The organism is Maricaulis sp. (genome assembly GCF_017643475.1).
In the GTDB taxonomy this organism is placed as follows: Bacteria; Pseudomonadota; Alphaproteobacteria; order Caulobacterales; family Maricaulaceae; genus Maricaulis.
This window is the reverse complement of record NZ_JAEPNI010000001.1, coordinates 316,904-329,836: the sequence shown is the minus strand read 5'-3', so window position 1 is coordinate 329,836 and position 12,933 is coordinate 316,904. Positions and strand designations below refer to the sequence as shown.

Sequence of the window (12,933 nt, the reverse complement as noted above, 5' to 3'; positions counted from 1 at the left end):
GCATGTAAACACAGGTCTCAAGCGGGAATTCCCATGGCACGCAAGCCGGTCCAGAACCGACGCCCCAGCAGCGAGCGACGCCGCACGCCTGCCCAGCGCCGAGCCACTGCCCGCCGCCGCAAGTCCCGCAGCCAGCCCAGCCTCATCGGTCGCCTGTTCAAACTGGGCGCGGTAGCCGCACTGATTGTCTCGGTTGCGCTGGGCGTCTGGCTCGTTTCGATTGCCCGCGATCTGCCGGACACCTCGGGGCTCACTGAAGTCGAGCGTACGCCGTCCATTGCCTTTTACGACCAGAATGGGCGACTGATCGCGCGCCGGGGTTCGGCCCATGGGCGCGTCGCTGAAGTCGATGACCTGCCGCCCTATCTGGTCGATGCTGTCCTCGCAGTCGAGGATCGTCGTTTCTATGATCATTTCGGCGTTGATGTCCGCGGCACAGCCCGCGCGCTGTGGGCCAATCTGCGCGCGGGCCGGGTCGTCCAGGGTGGCTCCACCCTGACCCAGCAGCTGGCCAAGAACCTGTTCCTGACGCCGGAGCGCACGATGCGCCGAAAGGTGCAGGAGATGATGCTGGCCTTCTGGCTGGAGAACCGCTTTTCCAAGGACGAGATCCTCGAGCTTTATCTCAACCGCGTCTATTTCGGAGGCGGCGCCTGGGGCGTGGAAGCTGCCTCGATGCGCTATTTCGGCAAATCCGTCAGCGAGCTCAACCTGGGCGAATCCGCCCTGCTGGCAGGCTTGCTCAAGGCCCCGTCGCGCTACAGCCCCGTCAGCGATGCCGAACGTGCGGCGGCTCGCGCGACCGTGGTGCTGGACCTGATGGAACAGACCGGGCGCATTTCGGCCAACGAGCGTTATGACGCTGCAGCGACCCCGATCCGTGTTTCCCGTGGCGCCTCCAGCCCGGGTGCCCAATATTTCGTCGACTGGCTGGCACCGCGTGTGCGCGAGATTGTAGGTCCGGACTTCGAACTCGACCTGCGCATCACGACCACGCTGGATGTCGACGCCCAGCGTGCCGCCGAAAACGCCGTTGCCAGCACGCTGGAAGACAGCGAAGCGGCCCGGGGCGCCGGCGAGGCCGCTCTGATCTCGCTCGCCCATGATGGTGCCGTGCGCGCCATGGTCGGCGGTCGCAGCTATACACATTCCCAATACAATCGCGTCCTGCTGGCCCAGCGCCAGCCGGGTTCCGCCTTCAAGGCCTTTGTCTATGCCAGCGCCTTTGAAGCCGGGCTGCGCCCGGACGATCTGCGTGATGACGCACCGGTCGCGGTCGGCGACTGGCAGCCTGCCAACTACAATGGCGAATATCGCGGCGAGATGACCCTGCGCGAGGCCTTTGCCCGCTCCTCCAACTCCATCGCCGTCCAAATCGCCGAAGAAACCGGGCGTGGCCATATCGCCCGCCTGGCCCAGCGCATGGGGATCGAGACCAATCTGCGCATCGACCGCTCGCTGGCGCTGGGCGCCTATGAGGTCAATCCGATGGAAATGGCTGTAGCCTATGCGCCCTTTGCCAATGGTGGCCGCCGCGCCGAGGCGCATGGCATTTTGATGATCGAGACCTCAGACGGCGAAATCATCTATGAAGCTCCGCCTGTGGCCGGTGAGCGCGTCCTGGACCAGCGCACCTTTTCCAACATGCGTGATCTGTTCGCCGCCGTGACCAGTTGGGGAACCGGCCGACGCGCCGCGGTTCCGGGCCTGGAAATCGGTGGCAAGACCGGGACGACCAACGAGTTCCGCGACGCCTGGTTCGCCGGTTTCAGCGCAGACCTGGTCACCGTCGTCTGGACCGGTAATGACGATAACGCCCCGACCGAACGGGCAACCGGCGGAAGTACTCCGGCCACGATCTTCAACCGCTACATGATCGACACGCCCCGCACTGGGCTCGCTTCCGACCCAACCAGCACCGCGCTCGATGCTCTGTCCGCAACGCTGATGCAGGCTGAGGCCGCGGTTGATGCGAGCCAACCGCCCGATGAGCCCGAGGAAGAGGAACGGGATCTGATCGGAGCCTTCCTTTCTGGATTGGGCGGGAATAACTGAGAGACGTTCCCCCGCCCGCTTCTCTCTACGTCACGTAGTATGCCCCTACTGAATTCGTGACTTCGAGGGAGAGAACAGTGCGAACCCTTTTTGCTTCCAGCGTTTCGGCCATGGTTCTGGCCGTGTCTTTTTCCGCCGTATCAGAGGCGCAGACACGCGTGAGTCGTTCCGATGCCCAGGCAGCCATTGCCGCAATGGGTCTGGACACATCTGACGTCAATGAAATTTCATTCGATCGCGGCCGCTTTTCCGGCGGCGATTACATCTTCACCAACGTCGTCTTCCACATGGATGACGATGATAACGGCGAAGCCGCCAAGGACGGGGAAGATGATTTCAACGTCAATTTCGATGGCGAAGAACTGCATGTCGACGAGATGCGCTTCTCCGCTCCCCGCCTCGCGTCGGACGGTCGGGTCATGTTCGACGCGTTCTCGATGTCCGGGATGAGCGCGTCGGATGATGACGGTGAGGGTGTGTCCATTGATCTGATCGAGATTGTTGGTCCGAATGCAGAATTCGCAGCCATGATCGCGGAGGGATTTGCCAATCTCGGCGAAGGTGACGACAAAGATATCGAGCTGGGTGAGAATCCGTTCGATCGCGTCGCCCTGCGCGGGCTGCGCGTCGTCGATGAGAGCGATGAGATGACCACGGTGAGCCTCGGGTCCATGGTGCTTGAAGCCGACGACCGCTCGAATACCGCCCGTTTCGAGATGAACGACCTCCTGGTCGACGCACAGGATGGCGATGAGCCGGTCCATGTCTCGCTGGGCGAAATTCGCGTGGAAGGCATCAGCACAGACACCACGGATGAGTGGTTCACGGCGATTGAAAACGACAATATGCCGGCTTTCATGAATTCCTACATGAATGCAGCCACCGTGAACCCGGCGGCCATTTTCTCGGAATTCGTACTGAGTGATTTCGCGCTCAATGCCGGCGGTATTGAGCTGTCGCTGGCGTCAATGACGGCTGAAAATGTGGAACGTCGTGGTGATGTTCACTCCAGCGCCACAGTAGAGCGTCTGCATTTCAGCGCTGATGCCGAACATGAAAATGGCGCCCAGATCGCCGCTGGCCTGATGATGCTTGGCTATAGCGAGCTGAACATGCACGCGGTCACCAACACGGTCTACCAGCCCGAGCGCGGCCGCGCCTACACCGATGGCGACAATTACTATGTGGTCGAGGACGCTTTCCGCATCGACTTCAGCCAGGACGTCGAGGGTTATAACGAGTACACCGCCCTCATGGCAGAGATGGTCGCCGAGGCAGCTGAATATGGCGAGGATGCAGCCGAGGACGCAGCCATGGCCGCCATGTCGGCCCTGCAAGTGAATGAGTTCTCCCTTTCCATCACCGACCAGTCGATCCTGGATCGTGCTTTCGGTGCCATGGCGAGCCAGCAGGGTATCGCTCCGGAACAGGCGCGCGCCCAGGCGTCCGCTCTCGTCCTGCTGGGCGCAGCCAGCGCTGGCCCGCTTGTCCCGGCGCCCCTGATGACGGAGCTGACGACGGCCGTTTCCGGTTTCCTCAACAATGGGGGATCTGTCACCGTGGGCATGCGTCCGACCAGCCCGACGACGGTTGGCGACATGATGATGATTGTCGAACAGGACGAGCCGAATATTGATCGCCTCGGCATCAGCGTCTCGGCCGACCCGGCGGACTGATACCGCACCCAAACAGAAAGGCCCGCCGATTGGCGGGCCTTTTTTGTTGCTTAGAACGTGGTCTCAGCGGCGCTTGAGAGCTGCGCCACCCTTCTCGTCCCAGAAATCGCGCATGCGGGGCGCAATCTGCTCGCGGAAGCGGCGACCATTGAAGACACCGTAATGGCCGACTTCCGGCTGCACCCAGTCCAGCTGGAGCTCTTCAGGCAGGTTGGTACACAGATCATGCGCCGCCTGGGTCTGGCCGATACCGGAGATATCATCGCGCTCGCCTTCCACGGTGAGCAGGGCAATGTCCTCGATGGCGCTGACATCAACGCGGCGACCGTGATGCTCCTGGATCCCGCGCGCCAGCTTGTGTTCCTGGAACACGTCGCTGATCGTCTGAAGGTAGAACTCCTCGGACAGGTCCATAACCGCCAGGTATTCATCGTAGAAGACACGATGTTTTTCAGCGCTGTCGCCATCACCCTCAACCAGGTGATTGTAGAAATTCCAATGGGCGTCGACATGCCGGTCGAGATTCATGTTCATGAAGCCCGCCAGCTGCAGAAAGCCCGGATAGACCCGGCGCAGCGCACCCGGATTGGGCGCGGGCACGGTGTGGATCAGATTCTGGGCGAACCAGTCGAACGGCTTTTCCTCCGCCAGGATATTCGGAGCTGTCGGAGATTTGCGTGTATCAATCGGCGAGCCCATGAAGGTCATCGACGCCGGACGCGCTGGATCCTTGTCCTCGGCCATCAGCGCAATCGCAGACAGGGTCGGCGGGCCCGGCTGACAGACAGCAACCACGTGCACGTCTGGTCCGACAAAGGCAATCATCCTGCGGATATAGGCGACAAAATCATCGAGATCGAAACGACCTTCACTGACTGGCACCATGCGCGCATCCTGCCAGTCCGTGATGTAGACCTCGCAATCCGGCAGGAAGGTCTCGACCGTACCCCGCAACAGGGTGGAGTAGTGTCCGGACATCGGCGCCACGAACAGGACCTTGCGATCCTCACGCTTGCCGCGCGCTTCGACCAGGGCCTGGGGATCACGGCGGAAATGCAGGAGGTCACACCAGGAATCCGACCAGACGACCTCTTCCTCGACGGCAACGGTGTGACCATGGATCAGCGTGTTGTCGATCATCCATTCAGGCTTGCCGTAACGCCGGGTTACAGACTCGAACAGCTCGGCTGCAGCCGCCATGGTGCGTCCGGCAACCGTTTCACCCATCGGGTTCCACGGCGCGCGCATCATGCGGCGTGTCGCATTGGCGGCGGCGCGCCATGGCGTCATCGCCAGGCGGTTCATTTCGTACACACTGTAAAGCATCAAGCCTCCCGCAGCGCAGTCCGCATCTTGTGTGCGTGATTATGCGCCTTCTTCCTCAAGGAAGTCTTGCAGACGCTGGGCCGCCATCGCCGGGTCAAACCCGTCGGTGAAAATGTCTACAAAACGCCCTTCCGAATTCATCAGATAGACGATGGACGAGTGATCCATCAGATAATCATCTCCCTCACCCGCACGGCGATAGGCCACACGATAGGCCTGGGCCGCCGCAGCAACCTGCTCCTGGGTTCCGGTCAGGCCGATCAGGCCGTCGGGAAAGGCGTTGGAGGTGACGTATTGCGCCATCGCTTCCACCGTGTCCCGCTCGGGATCAACAGTGATCAGAATAGGCTGGAACTGTGCCCGCTCCTCTTCAGGCATCTGATCCAGCGCAATGGCCAGCAATTGCAGCGAATAGGGGCAGATATCAGGGCAATAGGTATAGCCGAAATAGATCAGCATCGGACGACCGCGATAGGTCTGCTCCGTAACCGTTGCACCGGTGTGATCAACAAGGGTGAACGGACCGCCGATATCGGCCTCGCCACTCACACGAACCGCGGCTGGGCGCACCACAGTGTCACCCTGCCCCTGGTCTCGCGCGGCCAGCATCAGGAAGGTCAGCATCATCACCATCGGGGCGGCCAGGAGAACCCAGACCCAGGCGCGGTTGCCGGCGAGTGCACCGGCCAGACGGCCGAGGCCGTTACGCATTGCTTCCAACAGAGACTGCATTGATCGTCCTTGAGCTGTTCGAGTTTCGGCAAAGCATGTTATGCCGAAACATAGCCGAGATTGCTGCAAGTGCGAAAGTAGGCGCGGCGACCTGATATGTCCATCAAGCATGACGGAAATGTACAGGATCGAATATGAGTGATGCAGATTGGGATCCCTATGGCGGTGACGCCCACCTGACACCGGTGTTCGGCCGCTTGCGCCTGCGTACACTGGTCATGTTGCGCTGGCTGGCGGTCGTGGGGCAGACGTTGACCGTACTGCTTGTGCACTTTGGGCTCGGTTTCGAATTACCGCTTGGATTCTGTCTGGGTGTCATCCTGACCAGCGCGTGGATCAACACCTGGCTGACCCTCGCCGTGCAGCCGCAGCAATTCGCGCAGGACTGGCAGGCTTTTGCGCAGCTGGCCTATGACGTGCTGCAGCTTTGCGTCCTGTTGATGCTGACCGGTGGTTTGCAGAACCCATTCGTCGTCATGCTGGCAGCGCCTGTGACCATTGCCGTCGCCGCCCTGCCGCCGCGCTGGTCGCTGCCCGTCGCCGGCACCGCCATGACCGGCACCGGCGCGATGTGGCTGTGGAGCCTGCCGCTGCCGTGGTTGGGCGGCGAAGAGCTGACCCTTCCGGGCATGTATATCACCGGCCTGTGGGCAGCCATCTTTGTCGCGGTCGCGTTCACGGCTGTCTATTCCTGGCGGGTCAGCCAGGAGGGACGTTCCATGGCCACCGCTCTGGCGGCCACCCAGAGCGTCCTGTCGCGCGAACAGCGCCTTTCAGCTCTGGGCGCACTGGCCGCCGCTGCGGCTCACGAGCTGGGCACACCGCTGGCGACCATTCAGCTCACCGCGAAGGAAATGATGCGCGAGCTGAAGGACGATGAAATCCTACGCGAGGATGCAGAGCTCCTGGTGACCCAGGCGCGGCGGTGTCGCGACATTTTGAAGCGTCTGACGGCCGAGAAAACAGCCTCTGACGAGCGCCATGACCGGGTCGAATTCCTGGCTGCTCTGGAAGAGGCGGCCGCACCTCTGCGCGGCATGGGTCCGATGGTGGATGTCCATCTCGAGGGCCTCGAAAACGCCACGGAACCGGTCCTGCGTCGCATCCCGGAATTGCTATATGGCATTGGTAATTTCATCGAGAATGCGGTGGATTTCGCGGCCACGCGTGTGACCGTCGAAGGGCAGTGGAGCGATACGGACCTGACCGTGACCATTCTCGATGACGGCCCGGGCTTCACCTTGGAGATCTTGTCGAAGATCGGAGAGCCTTATGTCACGACTCGGTCGGGAACACCGGGCCAGGGTGGACTGGGATTGGGTGTTTTCATCGCCAAGACGATGATCGAAAAGACCGGCGGCATCGTCCGCTTCGAAAATTCCAGCGCGGCTGGCGGGGCTTTGGTCACGATTGTCTGGCCGCGCGAGAAGGTGGAGGCGGGACCAATCCTCCGCTAGTAAGAGACCGAACAAACTCAAAGAGGTTTGACTGTGAGCGACATCGAATACGAATTGCCCGAGGACAAGAGCCTTCTGATCCTGGACGATGATGCCCCTTTCCGCACACGTCTGGGACGGGCGATGACGGGCCGCGGTTTCATCGTTTCTGCTGTCGGGACAGTGGATGAGGCCAAGGAAGTCGCACGCGCCAACCCACCGGCTTTCGCCGTTTGTGACCTGCGCCTGCAGGATGGCGACGGTCTGGAAGTGGTCAAAAGCCTGCACGCCTCACGCCCAGACTGTCGCGTCGTCATGCTGACCGGTTACGGCAATATCGCTACGGCGGTTGCTGCTGTGAAAGCCGGTGCGGTCGACTATCTCTCCAAGCCTGCCGACGCAGATGACATTATCAAGGCGCTGCTCGCCCACCCTGACGACAAGCCGGAACCGCCGGAAAACCCGATGTCTGCAGACCGCGTGCGCTGGGAACACATCCAGCGTGTGTTCGAGCTGTGTGACCATAATGTCTCGGAAACCGCTCGCCGGCTGAACATGCACCGTCGCACGCTGCAGCGCATCCTCGCCAAGCGCGCGCCGCGGTAATTCGCTGCCAGATCAGTAAGTCCGGCCGCCTTCGCTGGCGGACATGCCGGCGTGGGCATAGGCGTAGATCGGGCCGCCATTGGCGCCCTGCACGATGGCCACCGTGCCATAGTGGCGGAAGCTCTCGCCTACGAGCTCGGCTTCGCCGCCGCTCCAGCTGCCCAGATAACTGATGGACTTCACCATGTTATAGTGGAGCATTTCCGTGCCGGCATTCTCGCCGCCACCGATCTCGACCGTGGCCCAGCCCGGCTTGTAGGCGACCAGCCAGACATCCAGCGCCTCTTCAGGCGCCCCTCCGTCCAGGTGCACGATATAGGAGCCGAACGGTCCGTCCTCGATCGAGAGATCCGGGCTTTCCGGCATGGCGTTGAGACGATCCGTGACGGCATCGGATACCTGGTCACGATCCCAGCCCGGCGCATCCATCACGCCATCCACGACGAAGTGCGGCGTGTAAAGCCGCGGAACATCCAGTCGCGGCAGATAGGCACGCTGACGGTGCACATATTCCGGACGGGCAAAGGTGTCAGTCCAGCCATACATGTCCCAGTAGGACACCGCATAGGCGAGAACAAAGACATTATGGCGCTGGTCAAGCTCACCGAGATAACGGTTGGCTTCCGGGCACAGGCCACAGCCCTGGCTGGTGAAAAGCTCAACCAGGACAGGGCGGTTGTCACAATCATCCCCGGCTTTCGCAGGCGCTGAAATGGCTGCGAAAACGAAGGTGGCAAGTATGAGCGATAACAAACGCATGCGACCTAGATAATCACGCCCGCCCGCATCGGCCAATCACTTGGCTGTGACACGGGCGGGAGATTTCTTTCCACGGCGTTAGCCACGCGCCAGATTGCGCAGAACGTAGTGAAGAATGCCGCCATTGCGGAAGTATTCCAGCTCGTTCTCCGTATCGATACGCGCACGAACAGGGGCGGACTTCCTCGTGCCGTCAGGGAAGGTGATCTCGACCGTCATCGATGCCCGAGGCTCAAGCTCAGACACGCCCTTGATGTTGACGGTCTCATCACCCTTCATGCCCAGGCCTTCCCAGGACACACCGTCCTCGAATTGCAGCGGCAGAACGCCCATGCCGATCAGGTTGGAGCGGTGGATCCGCTCAAAGCTCTCGGCGATGACAGCCTTTACGCCCAGCAGACGGGAGCCCTTGGCAGCCCAGTCCCGCGAGGAACCCGTGCCGTATTCCTTGCCACCGAACACAACCAGCGGCGTGCCCGCAGCCTGGTACTCCATGCAGGCATCATAGATATCAACCTGCTTGCCATCTTTCAGCGTGTAACCACCCTCAACACCGTCCAGCATCTTGTTCTTGATGCGGATATTGGCGAACGTGCCGCGCATCATCACTTCGTGATTGCCGCGGCGGGAACCATAGGAGTTGAACTCCAGAACCGGTACCTGGCGCTCCTGCAGATAACGACCTGCGGGGCTGTCGGCCTTGATGGAACCAGCAGGAGAGATGTGGTCGGTGGTGATGCTGTCACCGAACAGACCCATGATCCTGGCGTCGACGACATCGCCTGGAGCTTCCGGCTCCATCGTCATGCCCTCGAAATAGGGTGGGTTCTGGACATAGGTGGACGTGTGATCCCAGCCATAGGTCAGGCCACCCGCAACATCGATGGACGCCCAGGCTTCATCACCCTTGAAAACGTCTGCGTATCGCTTGGCAAACATCTCCGGCGTGACAGCCGCCCTGACGGCTTCGGTGATTTCCTGATTGCTCGGCCAGATATCTTTCAGGAATACGTCATTGCCGTCCTGGTCCTGACCCAGCGGCTCGGTCGTGATGTCCTTGGTCATCGTACCGGCAATTGCGTAGGCCACGACCAGTGGCGGCGAGGCCAGATAGTTGGCGCGGATATCAGGGCTGATACGGCCCTCGAAATTACGGTTACCGGAAAGGACCGAAGTCGCAACCAGGTCATTCTCGTTGATCGCCTTGGAGATCGCCGGCGGCAGCGGTCCGGAGTTACCGATACAGGTCGTGCAGCCATATCCCACCAGGTTGAAGCCCAGCGCATCGAGATCATCCTGCAGGCCGGCCTTTTCCAGATAGTCGGTAACAACCTGGGAGCCCGGCGCCAGCGAGGTCTTGACCCACGGCTTGGTGCTCAACCCCTTGTCCAGAGCGTTGCGGGCCAGCAGGCCTGCGCCCAGAAGCACGGAGGGATTGGAGGTATTTGTACAGGAGGTGATGGCAGCGATGGCCACATCGCCATTGGTGAATTCCCAGTCCTCGCCTTCGACGGGCGCAGACTTGCCACGTTCATCACCCTTGCCGTACTCGCTCTCCATGATGTCGGAGAAACCCTGTGCTGCCTGGGTCAGCGCGATCCAGTCCTGGGGGCGTTTGGGGCCTGACAGAGCCGGCACAACGGTCGTCATGTCCAGGTGCAGCGTGTCTGTGAAGATAGGGTCTTCCTCGTATTCCGGTCGGAACATGCCCTGCGCCTTGGAATAAGCCTCCACGAGGGCTACACGCTTGTCATCACGACCCGTGGCGCGCAAGTATTCCAGCGTTTCATTGTCCACCGCGAAAAAACCGCACGTCGCACCGTATTCCGGCGCCATGTTGGCAATGGTCGCCTCGTCCTCGAGTGAGAGATTATTGAGACCCTCGCCGTAGAACTCGACAAATTTCCCGACCACACCCCGCGCGCGGAGCATTTCCACGACCTTCAAAACGAGGTCGGTGGCCGTCGCGCCTTCCGGAAGCTTGCCGGTCAGCTCGAAACCAATGACTTCCGGGATCAGCATGGAGACCGGCTGGCCCAGCATCGCCGCTTCGGCCTCGATACCGCCCACACCCCAGCCCAGCACGGCCAGGCCGTTGATCATGGTGGTATGGCTGTCCGTACCCACACAAGTGTCGGGATAGGCGATGGTTTCGCCGTTCTCATCCCTGGTCCAGACAGTCTGGGCCAGGTTTTCAAGGTTCACCTGGTGGATAATGCCGGTTCCAGGAGGAACGACCCGGAAATTATCGAACGCCTTGGCGCCCCATTTGAGGAATTTGTAACGCTCACCATTGCGCTCGTACTCGCGCTCCACATTGCGGGCGAAACTGTTCTCACCGCCAAAGAAATCGACCATCACCGAGTGGTCGATGACAAGGTCAACGGGCACCTGGGGGTTGATACGTTTCGGGTCGGCGCCCAGCTTGCCCGCTGCGTCGCGCATGGCTGCCAGGTCGACAACGGCGGGAACTCCGGTGAAGTCCTGCATAACCACGCGGGCCGGGCGATAGGCAATCTCGTGCGTGGATGTCTGCGTCGTGACCCACTCGGCCATGGCCTCGATATCGGCCTTGGTGACGGTCTTTCCGTCTTCGAACCGCAGCAGGTTCTCAAGCAGGACCTTGAGCGATGTAGGCAGGCGTGACACGCCGGTCAGGCCATTCGCTTCAGCCACTTTCAGGTCGAAATATGAATAGGTTTCACCGGCCGCGGTGAGGGTGCTTTTGCAGGAAAAACTGTCCAAAGAAGCCATTGCTGTTCCTCATGTCCAAATCAAGCCACGCCGTGATCACGGCGGGCACACGTATGATTGGGTGGCGCCGTCGCTGCGCAGGCAGCGGTCGCAAGGACTGGCGCATCCGCCATAAGGGACGGATCCGGTCGTGACCGATTGCGCGCTTTTTAGCCGCACCAGCCCGTTGCTGCAATGCACAGTCTTCGCGTTGACCTCGGCATGGAAGTTGGGCGACATGCCATCAATGACGAATGAAACCGCCTCAATTCCGGATCTGTCTGATCTTGAAGCCCAATCCCTGAGCGTCAGCGGACTGGCCCTCAAGCGCGGGGATTTCATCCTGCGCGAGGATATCTCATTCGCGCTCAATCCGGGCGACGCCCTCTTCCTGACGGGGCGCAATGGATCGGGCAAGACAACGCTGTTGCGCACGCTGGCCGGATTTTTGCCGCCTGCCGAAGGCCATATCCAGCTCGGTAAGAGCAGTGACCCGGCAGAGCTGATCGCCTGGCTGGGTCATACGGACGGGCTGAAACCGAATGAAACCCTCCGCAAATCCCTGCGTTTCTGGTCAGGCATGGCCGGGCAGCCGGGCAAGGTCATCATGCCTGTCCTCAAGGCGCTGGACATCGGTCATCTGATCGACCGACCTCCGGCTCGTCTGTCCAGAGGGCAGCAAAGGCGCGGCGCCATGGCCCGTCTCGCGGTGATGAACCGCCCTTTCTGGCTGATGGACGAACCTGCCGGACCGCTCGACCGGGCCGGGCGCGATCGTCTGGGCAAGCTTGTGGCCTGGCATCGCAGCCGTGGCGGCATCGTCATTGCGGCCACGCACCAGGATCTGGACTGGGCAGGGGCCCAGCGTCTTGAACTGGGAGGCGGGCTGTGAGCGGGCTCTGGCGCATCCTGGCCCGCGAGGCCGGACTTGCCTGGGCAGGCGGCGGTGGTGCAGCAGGACCGACAGCGTTTTTCCTGGCCTGTATTACGCTTGGCCCGCTGGCCATTGGCGCGGAAAGCGAGACACTGGTCACGGTCGGCCCGGGGATTATGGGAATCTCAGCCCTGCTTGCCGTCCTCCAGTTCGGCGAGCGCAGTTTTGCCGACGACTTCTTTGACGGCACGTTGGAGCTTTACGCGCTTTCAACTGTCAGCCTTCCTGTCCTCGCCTTTGCCAAGGTCATGGGACAGGCCATCGCAACACTCTGGGCGCTGCCACTGATCGGTGCGCTGGGCAGCATGATGTACGGGCTGGGCGGGAGCGAGATCCTCGTCGTCTTCTGCGGATTGCTGTCCGCTATCCCGGCGCTTGCCCTGGTCGCCGGCTTTGCCAGCGCGCTCTCCGCCGGTGTTCGCCGGGGCGGCCTGCTGATTTCTCTCATCGCCATACCGATGATGATCCCGGTCCTGGTTTTTGCAGCGGGCGCCGGGCGCGCCGCACTGGACGGTGATTTTGACCGCGCCTGGGCGACCGTCCTGCTGACACTGGCGGTTTCCCTGGGCACATCGGCACTGATGCCATTTGGTATCGCCGCCGCCATGCGGTCACGCCTGGGCTAGCGCCAGCACCGTTATTCAGCCTGTTTCCGCGCCGCCTCTTGAATCCCTCG

General features: G+C 61.4%; 10 protein-coding genes. 6 read left to right on the top strand and 4 right to left on the bottom strand.

Translation table 11 applies throughout. The features are described from left to right. Positions 1 to 33 precede the first annotated feature (33 nt). On the top strand, positions 34 to 2,055 hold the full coding sequence (locus JJ889_RS01620; protein WP_291891015.1) for a transglycosylase domain-containing protein: 2,022 nt from the start codon (positions 34 to 36) through the stop codon (positions 2,053 to 2,055). Between the two features lie 77 nt (positions 2,056 to 2,132). Further along, complete coding sequence (locus JJ889_RS01615) at positions 2,133 to 3,731, top strand: hypothetical protein (protein WP_291891014.1); 1,599 nt, start codon at positions 2,133 to 2,135, stop codon at positions 3,729 to 3,731. 63 nt (positions 3,732 to 3,794) lie between these two features. On the opposite strand, the gene phaZ is transcribed toward JJ889_RS01615, so the two are convergent. After that, positions 3,795 to 5,057, bottom strand: a complete 1,263-nt coding sequence (gene phaZ, locus JJ889_RS01610) for a polyhydroxyalkanoate depolymerase (protein ID WP_291891013.1) — start codon at positions 5,055 to 5,057, stop codon at positions 3,795 to 3,797. A 39-nt stretch (positions 5,058 to 5,096) separates the two neighbouring features. Continuing rightward, on the bottom strand, positions 5,097 to 5,789 hold the full coding sequence (locus JJ889_RS01605; protein ID WP_291891012.1) for an SCO family protein: 693 nt from the start codon (positions 5,787 to 5,789) through the stop codon (positions 5,097 to 5,099). Positions 5,790 to 5,923: 134 nt separating this feature from the next. Between JJ889_RS01605 and JJ889_RS01600 the strand changes: the two genes are divergently transcribed. Together JJ889_RS01600 and JJ889_RS01595 are read left to right on the top strand one after the other, a co-directional pair. Continuing rightward, positions 5,924 to 7,246, top strand: a complete 1,323-nt coding sequence (locus JJ889_RS01600) for an ActS/PrrB/RegB family redox-sensitive histidine kinase (protein WP_291891011.1) — start codon at positions 5,924 to 5,926, stop codon at positions 7,244 to 7,246. 33 nt (positions 7,247 to 7,279) lie between these two features. Next, on the top strand, positions 7,280 to 7,831 hold the full coding sequence (locus tag JJ889_RS01595) for an ActR/PrrA/RegA family redox response regulator transcription factor (protein WP_291891010.1): 552 nt from the start codon (positions 7,280 to 7,282) through the stop codon (positions 7,829 to 7,831). Positions 7,832 to 7,843: 12 nt separating this feature from the next. Here JJ889_RS01595 and JJ889_RS01590 read toward each other — a convergent pair whose 3' ends face one another. Continuing rightward, a complete protein-coding gene (locus JJ889_RS01590; RefSeq protein ID WP_291891009.1) occupies positions 7,844 to 8,590 on the bottom strand; it encodes a DUF1223 domain-containing protein in 747 nt (248 codons plus the stop codon). Between the two features lie 78 nt (positions 8,591 to 8,668). Further along, positions 8,669 to 11,344, bottom strand: a complete 2,676-nt coding sequence (gene acnA, locus JJ889_RS01585) for an aconitate hydratase AcnA (protein ID WP_291891008.1) — start codon at positions 11,342 to 11,344, stop codon at positions 8,669 to 8,671. 217 nt (positions 11,345 to 11,561) lie between these two features. Between acnA and ccmA the strand changes: the two genes are divergently transcribed. Together ccmA and JJ889_RS01575 are read left to right on the top strand one after the other, a co-directional pair. Further along, positions 11,562 to 12,215 carry a heme ABC exporter ATP-binding protein CcmA gene (gene ccmA, locus JJ889_RS01580; protein ID WP_291891007.1) on the top strand — a complete coding sequence of 218 codons (654 nt, stop codon included), beginning with the start codon at positions 11,562 to 11,564 and terminating at the stop codon, positions 12,213 to 12,215. After that, positions 12,212 to 12,883, top strand: coding sequence for a heme exporter protein CcmB (locus tag JJ889_RS01575; RefSeq protein ID WP_291891006.1), 672 nt, complete (start codon positions 12,212 to 12,214; stop codon positions 12,881 to 12,883). The genes ccmA and JJ889_RS01575 overlap by 4 nt, the downstream gene beginning before the upstream one ends. Positions 12,884 to 12,933: the final 50 nt, after the last annotated feature.